Source organism: Sinorhizobium terangae, assembly GCF_029714365.1.
Taxonomy (GTDB): domain Bacteria; phylum Pseudomonadota; class Alphaproteobacteria; order Rhizobiales; family Rhizobiaceae; genus Sinorhizobium; species Sinorhizobium terangae.
On sequence record NZ_CP121659.1, the window covers coordinates 3185001 to 3203250 of the forward strand.

At 62.9% G+C, this 18250-nt stretch carries 15 protein-coding genes and 1 tRNA gene (1 of these 16 running past the window's edge); 9 read left to right on the forward strand and 7 right to left on the reverse strand.

Translation table 11 applies throughout. The features are described from left to right. From QA637_RS15130 to QA637_RS15160, 7 genes are all read left to right on the forward strand, one after another. A protein-coding gene (locus QA637_RS15130; RefSeq protein ID WP_283064978.1) for a beta-hydroxybutyrate-binding protein crosses the window boundary here: on the forward strand, nucleotides 1–327 show its 3' portion. 879 nt of this gene lie to the left of the window's left edge; the window shows 327 of its 1206 coding nt (coding positions 880–1206); its start codon lies beyond the left edge, outside the window; it ends in the stop codon at nucleotides 325–327. A 12-nt stretch (nucleotides 328–339) separates the two neighbouring features. Further along, a complete protein-coding gene (locus QA637_RS15135; RefSeq protein WP_153440644.1) occupies nucleotides 340–1122 on the forward strand; it encodes an ABC transporter ATP-binding protein in 783 nt (260 codons plus the stop codon). Nucleotide 1123: 1 nt separating this feature from the next. Continuing rightward, nucleotides 1124–1825 carry an ABC transporter ATP-binding protein gene (locus tag QA637_RS15140; protein ID WP_153440645.1) on the forward strand — a complete coding sequence of 234 codons (702 nt, stop codon included), beginning with the start codon at nucleotides 1124–1126 and terminating at the stop codon, nucleotides 1823–1825. A gap of 3 nt (nucleotides 1826–1828) precedes the next feature. After that, entirely contained in the window at nucleotides 1829–2716 is an 888-nt protein-coding gene (locus tag QA637_RS15145) for a branched-chain amino acid ABC transporter permease (RefSeq protein ID WP_283062112.1), read from the forward strand. Then, on the forward strand, nucleotides 2709–3710 hold the full coding sequence (locus QA637_RS15150; RefSeq protein ID WP_283062113.1) for a branched-chain amino acid ABC transporter permease: 1002 nt from the start codon (nucleotides 2709–2711) through the stop codon (nucleotides 3708–3710). Before QA637_RS15145 ends, QA637_RS15150 begins: the two co-directional genes overlap by 8 nt. A 49-nt stretch (nucleotides 3711–3759) precedes the next feature. Continuing rightward, nucleotides 3760–5355, forward strand: a complete 1596-nt coding sequence (locus QA637_RS15155) for a GMC family oxidoreductase (protein ID WP_283062115.1) — start codon at nucleotides 3760–3762, stop codon at nucleotides 5353–5355. A gap of 203 nt (nucleotides 5356–5558) precedes the next feature. Then, nucleotides 5559–7037 carry an aldehyde dehydrogenase family protein gene (locus QA637_RS15160; RefSeq protein ID WP_283062116.1) on the forward strand — a complete coding sequence of 493 codons (1479 nt, stop codon included), beginning with the start codon at nucleotides 5559–5561 and terminating at the stop codon, nucleotides 7035–7037. Between the two features lie 79 nt (nucleotides 7038–7116). Here the strand turns inward: QA637_RS15160 and metH are convergent, their stop codons facing one another. The 4 genes from metH to QA637_RS15180 form a co-directional block, all read right to left on the reverse strand. Continuing rightward, on the reverse strand, nucleotides 7117–10890 hold the full coding sequence (gene metH, locus QA637_RS15165; protein ID WP_283062118.1) for a methionine synthase: 3774 nt from the start codon (nucleotides 10888–10890) through the stop codon (nucleotides 7117–7119). Between the two features lie 353 nt (nucleotides 10891–11243). Next, nucleotides 11244–12401, reverse strand: a complete 1158-nt coding sequence (gene pmi / locus QA637_RS15170) for a mannose-6-phosphate isomerase Pmi (protein ID WP_283062119.1) — start codon at nucleotides 12399–12401, stop codon at nucleotides 11244–11246. 16 nt (nucleotides 12402–12417) lie between these two features. Further along, nucleotides 12418–12912 (reverse strand): heme-degrading domain-containing protein, encoded by a 495-nt coding sequence (locus tag QA637_RS15175; protein WP_153440652.1) that lies wholly within the window; start codon nucleotides 12910–12912, stop codon nucleotides 12418–12420. Nucleotides 12913–12939: 27 nt separating this feature from the next. Beyond that, nucleotides 12940–13836, reverse strand: a complete 897-nt coding sequence (locus QA637_RS15180) for an ROK family protein (RefSeq protein ID WP_153440653.1) — start codon at nucleotides 13834–13836, stop codon at nucleotides 12940–12942. A 202-nt stretch (nucleotides 13837–14038) separates the two neighbouring features. Between QA637_RS15180 and QA637_RS15185 the strand changes: the two genes are divergently transcribed. Beyond that, nucleotides 14039–14115 (forward strand) — tRNA-Arg (locus QA637_RS15185). A 110-nt stretch (nucleotides 14116–14225) separates the two neighbouring features. Here the strand turns inward: QA637_RS15185 and QA637_RS15190 are convergent. From QA637_RS15190 to QA637_RS15200, 3 genes are all read right to left on the reverse strand, one after another. After that, a complete protein-coding gene (locus QA637_RS15190; RefSeq protein ID WP_283062122.1) occupies nucleotides 14226–15521 on the reverse strand; it encodes an MFS transporter in 1296 nt (431 codons plus the stop codon). 76 nt (nucleotides 15522–15597) lie between these two features. Beyond that, a complete protein-coding gene (locus QA637_RS15195; RefSeq protein WP_283062124.1) occupies nucleotides 15598–15999 on the reverse strand; it encodes a MarR family winged helix-turn-helix transcriptional regulator in 402 nt (133 codons plus the stop codon). Between the two features lie 119 nt (nucleotides 16000–16118). Then, nucleotides 16119–16844: an META domain-containing protein gene (locus QA637_RS15200; protein ID WP_283062126.1), complete on the reverse strand. Its 726-nt coding sequence runs from the start codon at nucleotides 16842–16844 to the stop codon at nucleotides 16119–16121. A 213-nt stretch (nucleotides 16845–17057) separates the two neighbouring features. On the opposite strand from QA637_RS15200, the gene dxr reads away from it, so the two are divergent. After that, complete coding sequence (gene dxr, locus QA637_RS15205) at nucleotides 17058–18233, forward strand: 1-deoxy-D-xylulose-5-phosphate reductoisomerase (protein ID WP_283062128.1); 1176 nt, start codon at nucleotides 17058–17060, stop codon at nucleotides 18231–18233. The last annotated feature ends 17 nt before the right edge of the window (nucleotides 18234–18250 follow it).

The window sequence follows — 18250 nt, forward strand, 5'->3', positions numbered from 1 at the left end:
GAGCGCACGGGCAAAATGCCGAACATGGTCCATGCCGGCACCTATTCGGCCGTGCTGCAATATCTGAAGGCGATCGAAAAGGCCGGCAGCGACGATGCCGACGCGGTCTCCAAGGAACTGCATGCGCTCCCCGTAGACGACATCTTCGCCAAGAACGGTACGGTTGCGCCGAACGGCCGGATGATACATGACATGTACCTGCTCGAGGTCAAGAAGCCCGACGAGAGCAAGGAGCCCTGGGACTACTTCAAGGTTCTCGCAACCATCCCCGGCAAGGACGCCTTCATTGATCCGGCCAAAAGCGGCTGCGATCTCGTGAAGTCCTGATCGGCCGGATCGATGACCGCGACCATGCCTTTGCAGAATGGAGCGCCGCGGGTGGTATTGTCCGCCCGCGGTCTCCGCCGTGACTTCGGCGGCTTTACCGCCGTCAAGGATGTCGATCTCGATGTTCATCATGCCCGCGTGCATGCGCTGATCGGCCCGAACGGGGCCGGCAAGACCACCGTGTTCAACCTGCTGACCAAGTTCCTGCAGCCGACGCACGGCACGATCACGCTGCTCGGGGAAGACATCACCAACACTGCCCCGGACAAGGTCGCACGCATGGGCCTCGTCCGCTCGTTCCAGATCTCGGCGGTATTCCCTCACCTGACGGTGCTCGACAATGTGCGCGTGGCCCTGCAGCGGCCGAACAACCTTGCGACACAATTCTGGAAGCCGCTTTCCGCACTCGAGGCCTTGAACGCCAAGGCCGACCAGTTGATCCGCTCCGTCGGCCTCGAAAAGGAGCGCAACGCCATCGCCGCCGATCTTTCCTATGGCCGCAAACGCGTGCTCGAGATCGCGACGACGCTGGCGCTCGATCCGAAGGTGCTCTTGCTGGACGAACCGATGGCCGGAATGGGCCACGAGGACGTCGGCATGGTCGCCGAGATCATCCGCGAAGTGGCGCGCGAACGCGCGGTTCTGATGGTCGAGCACAATCTCTCCGTCGTCGCTACACTCTGCCATCATGTCACCGTGCTGCAGCGCGGCGAAATTCTCGCCGAGGGCGATTATGCCGCCGTGTCGGAGGATCCACGCGTGCGCACCGCCTATATGGGCACGGAGGAAGCCTGACATGAAACCGCTCCTCAAGGTCTCGGGCCTCAATGCCTGGTACGGCGAAAGCCATATTTTGCACGGCGTCGACATGACTGTCGGCGAGGGTGAGATGGTCACGCTGCTCGGCCGCAACGGCGTCGGCAAGACAACGACGCTGCGTGCCATCATGGGGATCGTGCGCGAACGAAAAGGCGAGATCAGCTTCGCCGGCGAGGATCTGATCCGCGTGCCCCTCCACCGCGTCGCCCATCGCGGCCTCGGTTTCATTCCCGAAGAGCGCGGCATTTTCTCAACCCTGTCCGTCTACGAAAACCTGCTGCTGCCGCCGGCGGTCGCCAGGGGCGGCATGACCATGGACGAGATTTTCGAGCTTTTCCCGAACCTCTACGAGCGTCGCAACAGCCAGGGAACCAAGCTTTCCGGCGGCGAACAGCAGATGCTGGCGATTGCCCGTATCCTTAGAACCGGAGTCCGGATGATGCTGCTCGATGAGCCTACCGAAGGGCTTGCCCCGGTGATCGTCCAGCGGATCGGCGAGGTCTTGAAGAAGCTGAAGGAGCGCGGCATGACCGTCCTCATCGTCGAGCAGAATTTCCGCTTCGCCAGCAAGGTCGCCGACCGCTTCTACCTCATGGACCATGGCCGCGTCGCCGGCGAGTTCCCGGTTTCGGAACTTTCCCAACGCATGGACATGCTGCATGATGTGCTCGGAGTCTAAGCGATGACCATGATTTTCGGAATTCCGCTGCAGGCCTTTCTCGGGCAGCTCCTGATCGGGCTCATCAACGGCTCCTTCTACGCATTGTTGAGCCTCGGCCTTGCGATCATCTTCGGCCTGTTGCGCGTCATCAACTTCGCCCATGGCGCGCAATACATGCTGGGCGCCTTTGCCGCCTGGATGCTCTTGTCGCATTTCGGCATCGGCTATTGGCCGGCGCTAATTCTCGCGCCGCTTCTCGTTGGTCTTCTGGGCGCCGCGATCGAGCGCACCATGCTGAGGCGCCTTTATTCGCTCGACCCGCTCTACGGTCTGCTCTTCACCTTCGGCCTGGCTTTGACCGTCGAGGGAACGTTTCGCTATCTTTACGGCGCCTCCGGTCAGCCCTATGCGACGCCGGCACTGCTTGTGGGCGGCACCAATCTCGGCTTCATGTTCCTGCCCATCTATCGCGGCTGGGTCATCGTCTTTTCGCTCGCCGTGTGCCTCGGCACGTGGCTGGTCATCGAGAAGACCAAGCTCGGCTCCTACCTGCGCGCGGCAACGGAGAATCCGGTGCTGGTGCAGTCCTTCGGCATCAACGTGCCGTTCTTGCTGACACTGACCTACGGTCTCGGGGCGGCGCTCGCGGCGCTTGCCGGCGTGCTGGCCGCACCGATCTACCAGGTCTCACCGCTGATGGGATCGAACATCATCATCATCGTCTTTGCCGTCGTGGTCGTTGGTGGCATGGGCTCGATCATGGGGGCGATCATCACCGGCTACATGCTCGGCGTTGCCGAGGGGCTGACCAAAGTCTTCTATCCGGAAGCCTCCAATATCGTGATCTTCGTGATCATGGCCATTGTTCTCCTGCTGAGACCCGCGGGCCTCTTCGGCCGGGATGCTTGATATGACGCTGACACTCGAACTTGAGAAGCAGAAGGAACGCTCGCCGGTCGTCGCGCAGACGATCTTTCTCGGCGCCGGGCTTGCGCTTCTTCTGCTCGCGCCTCTGTTCTTCTACCCCGTCTTCCTGATGAAGCTTCTGTGCTTCGCGCTCTTTGCCTGCGCCTTCAATCTGTTGCTCGGCTATACGGGACTGCTCTCGTTCGGCCATGCCGCCTTCTTCGGCGGCGCGGCCTATTTCACCGCCCACGTCGTCAAGGAATGGGGCGTGCCGCCGGAACTCGGCATCCTTGCCGGTGTCGCCGGCGCAGCGCTCCTCGGCGCGATCATCGGCTTCTTCGCCATTCGCCGCCAGGGCATCTATTTCGCGATGATCACGCTGGCGCTGGCGCAGATGTTCTACTTCTTCTGCCTGCAGGCCGAGTTCACGCATGGCGAAGACGGGATCCAGTCGGTACCGCGCGGCCATCTTTTCGGCTTCATCGATCTCTCCCAGTCGACGAACATGTACTACTTCGTGCTCGCTGTATTTGTCATCGGCATCGCCGTCATCTGGCGGATCATCAACTCGCCCTTCGGCATGATCCTGAAGTCGATCCGCGAGAACGAAACGCGTGCCATCTCGCTCGGCTATTCCGTCGCGAACTACAAGCTCGCCGCCTTCGTCATGTCGGCGGCGCTTACCGGGCTTGCCGGCGGGTTGAAGGCGATCGTCTTCCAGTTCGCGACGCTGACCGATGTCGGCTGGCAAATGTCGGGCGAAGTCATCCTGATGACGCTTCTCGGCGGCATCGGCACGCTGATCGGGCCGCTCTTCGGCGCGGGCCTCGTCGTCACGCTTCAGAACTATCTGGCGACGTCGGAATTCCCGGTCACGATCATCACCGGCCTTGTCTTCATGGCCTGCGTGCTGCTTTTCCGCCGTGGCATTGTCGGAGAGTTCTATAACTCGCGCCTCGGCCGCAAGCTCGGCTTCGAGTATCGCCACAAGCATTGACGCCTATCGCCCGGCGCCGGGCGCTGGGCCGCGAAATTAGAGAAAGCTCATGGACACGTTCGACTACATCGTCGTCGGAGCGGGTAGCGCCGGCTGCGTGCTCGCAAACCGTCTCTCGGAGAATCCGGATCGCCGCGTTCTGCTGCTCGAGGCCGGCGGCAGCGACAACTATCACTGGATTCACATCCCGGTCGGCTATCTCTACTGCATCAACAATCCCCGCACGGACTGGTGCTTCACGACCGCTGCGGAGGAAGGCCTCAACGGCCGTTCGCTCTTCTACCCACGCGGCAAGGTGCTCGGCGGCTGCTCCTCGATCAACGGCATGATCTACATGCGGGGCCAGGCGCGCGATTACGATCTCTGGCGCCAGCTCGGCTGCGCCGGGTGGAGCTGGGAGGACGTGCTGCCGCTCTTCAGGAAATCCGAAGACCATTACCGCGGCGCCGACGACATGCATGGCGCGGGCGGCGAATGGCGGGTCGAAAAGGCGCGCGTCCGCTGGGCGGTGCTCGATGCCTTTCAGAAGGCGGCGAGTGAAGCGGGCATTCCCGAAACGGAGGATTTCAATCGCGGCAGCAACGAAGGCTCCGGCTATTTCGACGTAAACCAGCGCTCCGGCGTTCGGTGGAACACGGTCAAGGCTTTCCTGAAGCCTGCCCGGCAGCGGCGCAATCTCGTGATCCTCACAAAGGCGCATGTGAAGAGGCTGATCCTCGAAGAGGGCCGCGTTGCCGGCGTCGAGTTCCAACATGACGGCGTCACCAAGCGTGCAAATGCCCGGCGCGAAACCGTGCTTTCGGCCGGTTCGATCGGCTCGCCGCATATTCTCGAACTCTCCGGCATCGGCCAACCTGATATCCTGCACCAAAACGGCATCGAAGTGCGCCACGAACTGCCCAGCGTCGGCGAGAACCTGCAGGACCACCTGCAACTGCGCCTCGCCTACAAGGTCACCGGCGTTCCGACGCTCAACGAAAAGGCAAGCTCGCTTTTCGGCAAGGCGGCGATCGGCCTCGAATACCTCGTCCGCCGTTCCGGTCCGATGGCGATGGCGCCGAGCCAGCTCGGCATCTTCACCCGCTCGGGTCCCGAGAAGGAGACCCCGGATCTGGAGTACCACGTCCAGCCGGTCACGCTCGAAAAATTCGGCGAACCGGTGCACCCCTTCCCGGCGATCACCGCCAGCGTCTGCAATCTGAGGCCGGAAAGTCGCGGCTCGGTGCATCTGAAGGGACCGGATTTCGCAGCCGCACCCGACATCCGTCCCCGCTATCTGACTGCCGAAGCCGACCGCGACGTGGCGGTCAAGGCGATCCGCCTCACCCGCCGCATCGTCTCGCAGCCCGCCTTTGCCTGCTTCAATCCGATCGAGTTCAAGCCAGGTCCGGCTTACGAAACGGACGAGGATCTGACGCGCGCTGCCGGCGATATCGGCACGACGATCTTCCACCCGGTCGGCACCTGCCGCATGGGCGCCGACTCAGAGAGCGTCGTCGACCCCGAACTGCGCCTGCGCGGGCTCAAGGGATTGCGTGTTGCCGATGCCTCGATCATGCCGACGATCACGTCCGGCAACACCAACTCGCCGACGATCATGATCGCGGAAAAGGCGGCGGAGATGATTGTTGCGGCTAACCGATGAGGGCCGCAACAACCCGGTGACCCAGACAGAGGCTATCCGACGCGCCTCGTGACCACGCGCGTCCACCTCGAAGAAAGGCGCGGCGCAGAACTCCGGTGCACAAAGGCCGCTGTAGCACTTTGAATTGCTGCATGTTTTCGTCGCTTAAATCGGCTCCGATTTAAGGGAAACATGCTGTAGCATGCTACGAATGGGGAATGGGCATGCAGGATAAGCTTTTCATCGACGGAAAATGGGAAAAACCGCGCAAGGGCGGTACGATCGACGTTATCAATCCGGCGACGGAAGAGGTGATCTGCAAGGCGGCGGCGGGGACCTCCAACGACATCGATCACGCTGTGAAGGCGGCTCGCATCGCGTTCGACAGCGGTCCCTGGCCGAAGCTGACGGGCGCTGAACGAGCCCGCTATCTTCGGGCGATCGCCCAAAAGATCGACGAGCGACGCCACGCGCTCGCAAGGCTCGAAGTCGCAAACAACGGCAAGCCGCTGTCGGAAGCGCTCTGGGATATCGACGACGCGGCCGGCTGCTTCAACTACTATGCGGGCCTCGCCGAAGAGCTCGACACCAATGCCGAGGAATCGATCGCCATCGCAGATACCCGGTTCTCGTCGAAAGCCGTTCGCGAACCGGTCGGCGTCGTTGGCGCCATCACGCCCTGGAACTACCCGCTGCTGATGGTCGCCTGGAAGGTCGCCCCCGCGCTTGCCGCCGGCTGCACCATCGTGCTGAAACCATCCGAACTCACCCCGCTGACGGCACTCGAGCTCGGCAGGATCGCCGAAGAAATCGAGCTGCCGCCCGGGGTTCTCAACATCGTTACCGGCACCGGACCGGATGCCGGCGAGCCGCTGACCGAACATCCGCTCGTCGACAAGCTTGCCTTTACCGGCTCGGTCCCGACCGGTCGCAAGGTCATGATGGCGGGGGCGCAGGACATCAAGAACATCAGCCTCGAGCTCGGCGGCAAATCGCCCTTCGTCGTCTTCGCCGACAGCGATATCGAGAAGGCGGTCGAATGGATCATGTTCGGCATCTTCTGGAACCAGGGGCAAGTCTGCTCCGCGACGTCGCGCGTCCTGGTGGAAGAGCCGATCTACGATGCTGTTCTAAAAAGGCTGACCGAGGAAGCGGCGAAGATCAGGATTGGCAACGGCCTCGACGAGGGCACGTTGCTCGGCCCGATCGTCTCCAAGGGGCAATATGACAAGATCCTCGCCGCGATCGAGCGGGCGCGACTGGACGGCGCAACCGTGGCCACCGGCGGCCGCCGCCCGGCCGGCTTCGACAGCGGCTATTTCATCGAACCGACGGTGCTGACGGACATGACCGCGGACAGCTTCGTCTGGCGCGAGGAAATCTTCGGACCGGTCGTCTGCGTCATGCCGTTCAGCGACGAAGAGGAGGCGATCCGCCTTGCCAATGACAGCCGCTTCGGCCTCGCCGCCGCGGTCATGTCCGAGGACAGGGCGCGCTGCGAACGCGTCGCCCGCGCCTTCCGCGCCGGCGTCGTCTGGATCAACTGCTCGCAGCCGACTTTCACCGAAGCACCATGGGGCGGCTACAAGCAATCCGGCATCGGCCGCGAACTCGGCCGCTGGGGGCTCGCCAATTATCTGGAGGTGAAGCAGATCACCAGCTTCGACGCCGACGAACCCTGGGGCTGGTATATCAAGGGGTGAGCGCGGCGCTGTGCTCGTTGCGGCGACAGCGGGTACCGCGCGGAGTAGAGCGGCACCCGAACGAGATCGGTTCGGCCCACTACTCCGCCGCCTCAGCCTCCGGTATCGGCACGTAGTTGAGGATCGGCGACAGCCAGCGTTCGACTTCGCGAACACTCATCGCCTTGCGCTCGGCATAGTCCTCGACCTGGTCGCGCTCGATCTTGGCGACGCCGAAATAATAGGCGTCCGGATGGCCAACGTAGAGGCCGGAAACCGACGAGCCCGGCCACATCGCATAGTTCTCCGTGAGCCGGACGCCGATCGACGCCTCGGCGTCGAGGAGACGGAAAAGCGTTTCCTTTTCCGTGTGATCGGGCTGCGCCGGATAGCCGGGCGCGGGGCGGATGCCGGCATAGGGCTCGCCGATCAGTTCCTCTGGCGTGAAGGTTTCATCGGCGGCATAACCCCAGAGCTCCTTGCGCACATATTCGTGCATGCGCTCGGCAAAGGCCTCGGCGAAACGGTCGGCAAGCGCCTTGACCAGGATCGAGGAATAATCGTCGTTGGCGCGCTCGAAACGCTCGGCGATCGCCACCTCCTCGATGCCGGCGGTCACCACGAAGCCGCCGAGATAGTCTCTTGCGCCGCTGTCGACAGGCGCCACGAAGTCGGCAAGGGCAAGATTCGGCCGCCCGTCACGCTTCACCAATTGCTGTCGCAGGGTGAAGAACGTCGCGAGTTCCGCGTCGCGCGTCTCATCCGTGAACAGGCGGATGTCGTCACCAACCGCGCCCGCTGGCCAGAACCCGACCACGGCCTTCGGCGCGAACCATTTTTCGGCGACGATCTGCCGGAGCATCGCTTGCGCGTCGTCGAAGAGCTGGCGCGCCGCCGGCCCCTGGTTCTCGTCGTCGAGGATCTTCGGATAGACGCCCTTAAGCTCCCAGGTCTGGAAGAACGGCGTCCAGTCGATGTAGCCCGCAAGCTCCGCGAGGTCCCAGTTCTCGAAAACGCGGGCTCCGAGGAAGGAGGGCGCCTTCGGTCGATAGGTTGCCCAATCGAGCTTCTGCGCATTGGCCCGTGCCTGCGACAGCGGCAGACGGCGCTTCTCCGCCTCGTTGCGTGCGTGCGTATCGGCCACCTTGTGATATTCGGCGCGCACGGTCTCCATGTAACCATTGCGCGCGTCCGGAGAGAGCAGACTGGAAACGACCCCGACCGCGCGGCTGGCGTCGTTGACATGAACCGTCTGGCCCAGGTTGTAGCGCGGATTGATCTTCACGGCGGTGTGCACGCGGCTCGTCGTCGCACCGCCGATCAGAAGCGGGATGTCGAACCCCTCGCGCTCGAGTTCGGAGGCGACGTGGACCATTTCATCGAGCGAAGGCGTAATGAGGCCGGAAAGCCCGATGATGTCGACCTTCTGCTCCTTCGCCACCTCAAGGATCTTCGCAGACGGCACCATGACGCCGAGATCGATGATCTCGTAATTGTTGCAGGCGAGCACGACGCCGACGATGTTCTTGCCGATATCGTGCACGTCGCCCTTGACGGTCGCCATCAGGATCTTGCCGGCGCTCTCGCGCGCGCCGTCACCGCCATTGGCGCGCTTCTCCGCCTCCATGTACGGCAACAGCACGGCGACCGCCTGCTTCATCACGCGCGCCGACTTCACCACCTGCGGCAGGAACATCTTGCCCGAGCCGAAGAGATCGCCGACGACGTTCATGCCGGCCATCAGCGGCCCCTCAATGACATGCAGCGGCCGCTCGGCGCCAAGCCGCGCCTCATCGGTGTCGACCTCGATAAATTCGTTGATGCCGTTGACGAGCGCATGCTCCAGCCGCTTTTCGACCGGCCATTCGCGCCAGGAGAGATCCTTCTCCCTGCTCTGCGCGCCGCCCTGCCCGCGATAGCGCTCTGCAATCTCCAGCATGCGCTCGGTCGCATCGGCCCGGCGGTTCAGAACGACATCCTCGCAGGCTTCGCGCAGCTCCGGATCGATCGTGTCATAGACGGCGAGCTGGCCGGCATTGACGATACCCATGTCCATGCCCGCCTGGATCGCGTGGTAGAGGAACACGGCGTGCATTGCCTCGCGCACCGGCTCGTTCCCGCGGAAGGAGAAGGAAAGGTTCGACACGCCGCCGGAGACATGGACATGCGGCAGCGTCGCGATGATCTCGCCCGTCGCCTCGATGAAATCGACACCGTAGTTGTTATGCTCTTCGATGCCTGTCGCGACCGCAAAGATGTTCGGGTCGAAGATGATGTCCTCAGGCGGGAAGCCCACCTTTTCGGTGAGCAGCCGATAGGCCCGCTTGCAGATCTCCACCTTGCGGGTCCTGGTGTCGGCTTGGCCGCTCTCGTCGAAGGCCATCACCACGACCGCCGCGCCATAGGCACGCACCAGACGCGCATGATGCAGGAACGCCTCCTCGCCTTCCTTGAGCGAGATGGAGTTCACCAGCGCCTTGCCCTGCACGCATTTGAGGCCCGCCTCGATGACCTCCCATTTGGACGAATCGATCATCACCGGTACACGGGCGATATCGGGCTCGGAGGCAACGAGGTTCAGGAAGTCGACCATCGCCTGGGTCGAATCGATCAGGCCCTCGTCCATGTTGATGTCGATGATCTGGGCGCCATTCGCGACCTGATCGCGCGCGACATCGAGCGCCGCCGCATAGTCGCCAGCGGTGATGAGCTTACGGAACTTGGCCGAGCCGGTCACGTTGGTGCGTTCGCCGACATTGACGAAGGGAATGTCCTTGGTAAGCGTGAAGGGTTCGAGGCCGGAAAGCCGCATATGCCGTTCGATTTCCGGGACCTGACGCGGCGGGTATTTGCCGACGGCCTCGGCGATCGCACGGATATGAGCCGGCGTCGAGCCGCAGCAGCCGCCGACGATGTTGACGAGCCCGTCACGGGCGAAGCCCTCGATCTCAGCCGCCATCACTTCGGGAGTTTCGTCATAGCGGCCGAATTCATTTGGCAGGCCGGCATTCGGATAGGCGCAGACGAGCGTATCGGCAACCGAGGAAAGCTCGTCGATATGGGCGCGCATGGCGCTTGCGCCGAGCGCACAGTTTAGCCCAATGGTGAAGGGGGCGGCGTGCCGGACCGAGTGCCAGAAGGCGGTCGGCGTCTGGCCGGAAAGCGTGCGGCCGGACAGGTCGGTGATCGTGCCGGAGATCATCACCGGCAGGTGAATCCCCTTCTCGGCGAAGACCTCCTGTGTGGCAAAAATCGCCGCCTTGGCGTTCAGCGTGTCGAAGATCGTCTCGATCAAAATAATATCGGCGCCGCCGTCGATCAGGCCGCGGACCTGTTCGCCATAGGCAAGCCTCAGATCATCAAAGGTGACGGCGCGGTAGCCGGGATTGTTGACATCAGGGGAAATCGACGCCGTGCGGTTGGTGGGTCCGAGCGCGCCGGCGACGAAACGTCGCTTGCCGTCTTCCGCCTGCGCACGCTTCGCCGCGCGCCGCGCCAGCCGTGCCCCGTCGCGGTTGAGCTCATAGACCATATCCTCCATGCCGTAGTCGGCCTGGGCAATGCGGGTCGATGAGAAGGTGTTGGTTTCGAGGATGTCGGCGCCGGCAATCGCGTAGCTGTAATGGATGTCCTCGATCGCCTTCGGCTGCGTCAGCGTCAGGAGGTCGTTGTTGCCCTGCTGGTGACAGGAGCAGCCGCCGAAGCGCTCACCGCGGAAATGATCCTCCGCGAAGCCGAGCTGCTGGATCTCGGTGCCCATGGCGCCATCCATGATCAGGATGCGTTCGCTGGCCGCTTTTCTCAGCGCCAAAAGGATTTCCGAACCATCAGGCCTGGGCGATACATCTCCGAAGAGGGAGTCGATGGCGGGCATGGAAAATCCCCCGTTCTGAAAACGACAATTTCTGATTTACTCACATAAACATATCTTTATGTCAACATACGCGCCAATCACAATTTCACCGTCGGCAAATAAAAATGGCCCGCCGCGGTTGCGGCAGGCCATCGCTGATAGTCGAAAACTCTTGAAAGCGCGCGGGCGCGCCCCTCATCCGGCCTGCCGGCCACCTTCTCCCCGTTCTGACGGGGAGAAGGCACTTTGCCGCGCAGCCCGCCCTTCTCCCATGCATCGCTTGAGACGAAAGAAGTAGGGTGGCGCACGCTCCAGTCCCCTCTCCCCGCGAGCGGGGAGAGGGCTAGGGTGAGGGGCAATCGACGTCCGCCGCCTCACGTCCGCTTCAGACAATCCTCGAGTTCATAGATCGCGCAGACAATGTGATAGAAGCTGCTCGCCGGCGCGGGCTCCTCGACAAATGCACCATCCGCCTGCTGCTTGTCGCGCCAGAGGCCACGGATCGGCGTTTCGAGGAAGCGGCCAAGAGCGGCTGACGCCCGCGACGCCGAGGCGAGGTAGCGTTCGCGCTCCTTCCCCTCGGTCAGGGCGGCGAAACGGATCGCCGCCTTCAGCCACTCAGTCTGCGGCCAGAGGCGCGCCACCGGGTCGGCGACCGAGAAATCATCGAGAAGGGTCATGACCGCGACGTCGCGCTTTGGGCAGATGCCGTATTCCTCACCGATCGCGAACAGCCGCCGCGCCTTGACGATGGCTTCGGCATTGCCGCGCCGCTCGCCCCAGCGAAGCAGGAGCCACGCCCATTCGAACTGGTGGCCCGGCTCGACGATGCGGCCCTTCTCGCCGGGAAAAGGCGTCCAATCATGGTCAAAGAATTCGCGCAGCGCACCCGTTTCGGCATCGACGAAACGATCCATCGCCAGCTGCGCGATTTCGTCGGCAAGGTTGGCCCAGGTCACCCGGTCGAAACCTTCGACCGTCTCGCATGCGAGGCACGCCTCGAAGAGATGCATGTGCGGATTGGAACCGAGCGGCAGACGGGACGGATTGTCCTCCTCGAACCCGGCGATCGGATGCTTGCAATAGGCCTCGAGCTTCTGCCTGAGATCGTTGCTGCGCTCGGCCATCTCGCGGCTCCGCTCCGGGAAGACTTGCGCCAGATAGGAAAAAGCAAGCAGCGCAAAGGCTTGGTTGTAGAGATCGAAGGATGGGTCGATCAACGCACCCTCTGCGTCGGCGAGTGCGCCGTAAAAGCCAGTTGGCAGCCGGTAGACTCGGTCGAAATAGGCGATCCCTCCTTCGGCCACCGTGCGCCAGTCTCCTGGCCAGCCGCGCCGTCCGGCCTCCGCGAAGCAATAAACCTGCCGCGGCTGCACGCGCGATCGCCGATCGGCCCGCGTCGGTTCACCCTCCATGTCGATGGTCTCCACGAAGCCGCCGCCGGCTACGTCGAAACCCTTTTGCCGCCAAAGCGGCAAGGCGGCATTAGCAAGCCAGTCGGCAAGTTCGCGTGCCTGCGAATGAATGTCCATTCCGTGTCCGTTCCTGTCAGTCTTCGAGCTTCAGCGCGGCGTGGTCGGCCTTGAACAGTTCCGCCAGCGCCTCGACGACGAGATTATGGTCTTCACGCTGCGGCAAGCCCGAAACGGTAACGGCGCCGATGCAGCCGGTACCCTTGACGACGATCGGGAAACTGCCGCCATGCGCCGCGTATTCGGCGTCGGGCAGGCCGAGTTTCGCCTGCAGGTTCGTCTGTTGCTTCAAGAGGCTGAGGCCGGTCGCGTAACTGCTCTTGAACAGCCGGAAGACCGTGTTGCGCTTGCGCCGGACCCAGTTCGGATTGTCCGGCGTCGCGCCCTCGAGCGCAGCGTAGAAGACCTGCATGGAAAAAAGCGTGATGTCGATGACCACGCCGAGCTTGCGCTCGGCCGCCATGCGCCGAAGCGTCGAGCCGAGCTCCCAGGCCGTATCGAGATTGAACTGCTCGAACTGCAGTTCCCGCTCCTGCAGCGCGATGCGGCGCAGATCGTTGTCGATGTTCATGATATCTCCTCGCTCTCGGGTCAGGGATCAGCTCTTCCAGAGCCAGGCGGCGCCGCGCACGCCGGAACTATCGCCGTGCACCGCTTTGCGGATCGGCGTCTCGAAACTGTCGCCGAAGATGTATTTGGTAATCAGCGCAGGCAGTTCGCCGTAGATTTCATCGACATTGGACATGCCGCCGCCGAGCACGAAGACGTCCGGGTCGACCACATTGGTGAGTAGCGCCAGGCTGCGGGCAAGACGATCGACGAAGCGTTGATAGACACCGATCGCCGCCGGATCGCCCGCGCGCTTGGCCTCGATGATATCCCTGCCCCGGCGGTCGACCCCCGTCGTCGTACGATAGTCGAGTTCCAGCCCGGTGCCGCAGGCATACATGTCGAGACAGCCGAGCTTGCCGCACCAGCACTTGTGGCCGGGATACTCGGCTCGCGTCATCCAGGGCAGCGGATAGTGGCCGATCTCGGCGGCAACCCCCTGGTAGCCCGCATGAACCTTCTTCTCGATCGCAAGCCCGCCGCCGTGTCCCGTGCCGACGATCACGCCGAAGACGACGCGGGCATCCTTGCCCGCCCCGTCCACCGCTTCGGAAACGGCAAGGCAATTGGCGTCGTTGGCAAGCCGCACCTCACGGCCGAGCGCGGCTTCGAGATCGCGGCCGAGCGGCTTGCCGTTGATGAGAACGGCGTTGGAGTTGCGCACGATGCCGGTGCGCGGATTGGGGCTGCCGGGAATGCCGATGCCGATCGTTCCGCGCGCGCCGGCCGTCTGTTCGGCTGCGGCCACGAGGTCGACCACGGCGCGAATGCAGTCGTCATAGCCGCTGGTCGGCGTTGCGACACGGTGCCGGGCGCGCGTTTCGCCATCGCGATCAAGCGCGATGACTTCCATTTTCGTGCCGCCCCAATCAATTCCGATGAACATGTGTGGATCAGATCTCAGGATGGATGTCGAGGAAACGGCAGGACGCTCCTCCGACCGCCGCCGGCCTTGCTTAGCATCTGCAATGTCGGAGATGCTAGAGTGGGACGCGGAAAAGTGTGAGGCGCCTCATCGCAAATCCGCAGGACGCCCTGCAAAAACACTTGGCGAAAGAGCCTCGCTTTTGTATGGGTCTATACCGAGTGGTCCCGTAGCTCAGCAGGATAGAGCATCAGATTCCTAATCTGGGGGTCGCGCGTTCGAATCGCGCCGGGATCACCATTTTCCGCTTTTGCAGATTGCCATGACTACGCTCGCCGCTCGATAGGCGGTCGGATCAAGACAGCGAAAGGCCCGCGTCGAGCGGGCCTTCTGTTGCCTAAACCATGCGCCTACGCCGCTTGTGGCACCATGGTCGCGGAGCCCGGCTTCCTCAACAGCCGAACCGAGATCGCGGCGATCATGCACATGACGCCGGCAATCTGCAGGGCCGGCATGTAGGTATCGAAGTCGCTCTTGAAGTAACCGGCACCGAAAGCGGCGGTCGCCGCGCCGAGCTGATGGCCGGCAAACACCCAGCCGAAAACGAGGCCAGCTTTTTCACGGCCGAATTGCTCGGCTGCGATCTTGACGGTCGGCGGCACGGTCGCCACCCAGTCGAGGCCGTAGAAGATCGCAAAGACCGACAGCTCCACGAAGCTGAAGCCCGAAACGGATAGATAGATCAACGACAAGCCGCGCAGGCCGTAGAACCAGAAGAGCAGCCAGCGGTTGTCGTAGCGGTCGGAGAGCCAGCCGGCGAAGATCGTCCCAAAGAAGTCGAAGATACCGATCACGGCCAGCGTGCTCGCCGCTGCCACCGCCGCCATGCCAAAATCGCCGCAGATCGAGATCCAGTGCGTCTGGATGAGCCCATTCGTCGAAAGCCCGCAGACGAAGAAGGTTCCGAACAGGACCCAGAAGGTGGCACTGCCGGTTGCATCGCGGAGCGCGAGGAGCGGAGAGACAAGCGTCGCCAGCAGCTTGTAGTCCTGTTTCGGCGGCTTCGACACCGTAGCGTCGCCGTAGGCAGGCAAGCCGACATCGGCGGGATAATCACGCATCAGGAGGAGCACCAGCAACATGGCTGCCGCAATGACCGCAACGGTGACCGTCAGCGCTGCGCGCCAGCCATAGGCTTCGGTCATTGCCGCGAGAAGAGGAAGAAAGACCAGCTGACCGGTTGCGTTGCTAGCGGTCATCAGTCCGACGACCAGGCCCCGACGCTTGGAGAACCAGCGGGTTGCAACGGTCGCGCCGAGCACCAGCGCGGTCATGCCCGTGCCGACCCCGATTACCACACCCCAGAGTGCCACGAGTTGCCAGACTTCGGACATGAACAGCGAAACGACGAGGCCGCCCATGATGAGCGCCAGTGCCGTCGTGACCACTTGCCGCACGCCGAAATGGTTCATGAATGCGGCTGCGAAGGGCCCAAGCAGACCGAAGAGCACGAGGCGGACGGCCATGGCCGAGGAAATATCGGCAATGTCCCAGCCAAACTCCTCGTGCAGCGGCTGGATCATTACGCCGGCGGAGCCCATGGCGCCGGCGGTGGCCAGCATGGTGAGGAAGGTGGTGGCCGCAACCACCCATCCATAGTGAAGGTTTCTGTCGGACATCCAGCGGGCGGCGCCATTGGAGATCATCTTACCATCCCTTTCCTGATCGTCGCCGCAGCTGCAGCGGATATTGCGGGTATATGCCCGCTTTTGCATAAAAGAATCAGAGCTCCCTGAGCAGCTCCAGCAGTTGTTTCGTCTTCTCCGGTCCGAGACGGACCTCAATATTCTCCTGGACACTATCCCAGAGAGGGGCGCCTTCCTCCAGCACGCGGCGGCCCTTCTCCGTCAAGGTCAGCATGGCTTCGCGCTGGTCTTCACCGTGACCGATCGCAACGAGTCCCATGCGCTCCAGCACTTTCGTATTGCGGCCCACCGTCGAGCGGTCGAGTTCTACCTTGCCAGCAAGCTCCGTAAGCGAGATCGGCTCGAGCCGGTTAATGCTCCGAAGCAGGCTGAACTGGCCGATATTCACGCCGAGCGGCGCCAGCGCCTCGTCATAGTAGGACGAGACCTTTCGGGAGGCTTGGCGCAGCACGATACAGTGACATGTTTCGCTTGGCATAGCACGGGTATATACCCGCGATTTCGTTTGCGCAAGAGGACGGATCCGGGATTCCGCTGACGCAATCTCCCTTTCGGTCCCCCAAACCCGGCGGAGACGGCAAACGCCTATCGCTGTGACTATCCAGTCTTACGGCATGCGATGCCGGGATCGTCTTCGCCCTTCGCTACATCAAAGAGGGTCGCCTCTTCACCGTCGGTCCACCAGACATATCGCCCGCCGGCGTATCTGGCGCCCGATCCGGAGATGACCGCCGAAGCAACGATGTAGGTGCCGCCGATCGAGAAGGTCACCAGCGAGACGGGGCCGGCATTGATATATTCGGCCTCGACCGTCTCGCCGCCACAATCATAACGAACCTTCTGTCGATCGACCGCGCCGGCATCGGGGATGCTGAGCGTGACTTCGGCGACGCCGGCGGCCGCAGCCTCCATTGAGGCGAGGCGCATGACCGGCGAACCGTCCGGCTTCGTCAGCGTGAGTCTTCCTCCGTCGATCCGCCAGGTGAGCCCGTCGCGGAGCGTGTCGAAGAACTTCTGTTCCTGATCCATGATCGCGGGTGCGCACATCTTGCGCGCTGCGGCGGTGGGACCGAAGGTGATGGTCGTGCCCAAGAGGCTGACGGCACCGGTGAAATTATTGCAACCGGCCATGCCGCCATAGGTACCATCCTCGCGTATCTCCAGCACGCTCTGAAGATCGTCGATCACGCCGCCGCCGCCGATATCTTCGACAAGCCACGAGCCGACCAGTTCTTCCGGCACCTTTTCGGCGGCAACTATCTCGGTGGAAGCAAGCTCTATAAACACGCAGGCGCAGGAAGCGGCAGTCAGAGCCTTGAGCATCTGGAACTCCTCCACAAAGCGGCACGTTTGGCCACCCATTCCGATGCTAATAAGTCATGACACAGGATGCGAGCGGAAAACGAATCGCCCGTTCTTTGCCCGCTGCCGTCGAGCCGAGATGGAGTGACGCCAAACTCCACCCTTGTTGCCCGCGGCTTTCGGCTGTAGAGCCTAAAGCAAAGCTTACAAACGAGAAGAACACGGGATTTGGCAATGGCATCCGGCGACAGCACGAAGCGCCGTCTGACGATATTGGGCTCGACCGGCTCGATTGGCACGAATACGCTCGACGTCATCGACCGGCTGGGTGGACGAGATCGTTTCGAGGTCGCCGCGCTGACCGGTAACGGCAATATCCCGCTTCTTGCCGAACAGGCGCGCCGGCTCGGCGCCGAACTTGCGGTGACCGCGGACGACAACCTTTATCAGGACCTGAAATCGGCGCTCGCCGGCAGCCGGATCGCGGTCGCCGCGGGTCGCAGCGGCCTGACCGAGGCGGCCGAACGCGACGCCGGCTGGGTGATGGCGGCAATCGTCGGCAATGCCGGGCTTGCCCCGACGCTTGCCGCGGCCCGGCGCGGCGCCGATATCGCCCTTGCCAACAAGGAGTGTCTCGTCTCGGCCGGCAGCCTCTTCGTCGACGCGGTCAAGAAGGGCGGCGGCCGGCTGCTCCCCGTCGACAGCGAACATAATGCGATCTTCCAGGTGCTGGAGAACGATCAGCGCCACGCCGTCGAACGAATCATCCTGACGGCCTCCGGCGGCCCGTTCCGCACCAAGTCGCTCGACGAGATGCGCCACGTGACGGCCGAGACGGCGCGCGCCCATCCGAACTGGTCGATGGGGCTGAAGATCTCGATCGACAGCGCCTCGATGTTCAACAAGGCGCTGGAAATGATCGAGGCGCGCCATCTCTTCGGGCTCAATCCCGAGCAGATCGAGGTCATCGTGCATCCGCAGTCCGTCATCCATTCGATGGTCGGCTACAGCGACGGATCGGTGCTGGCGCAGCTCGGTTGTCCCGATATGCGCACCGCCATCGGCTATGCGCTTTCCTATCCAAGCCGGTGCGATCTGCCGGTCGAGCGGCTCGATTTCGCGAAACTCTCGCGACTCGACTTCGAGGCGCCGGACGAAGCCCGCTTTCCGGCGCTCCGCCTCGCCCGGCGCGCCATGGAGGCAGGCGGCGTCCAGGGCGCCGTGCTGAACGGCGCCAAGGAAACGGCGCTCGAGGCCTTCATCAAGGGACGTACCGGCTTCCTCGTCATGGCGGAGATTGTCGAAAAAGTGATGGACGAGCTTGCGGACCTGCCTGCGGCCGCCACCATGGACGACGTCTTCGCCGCGGACGAAAAAGCCCGGCAGATGGCTGCCGGGCTCATTGGGTAGAATATTTGTCAGGCCGC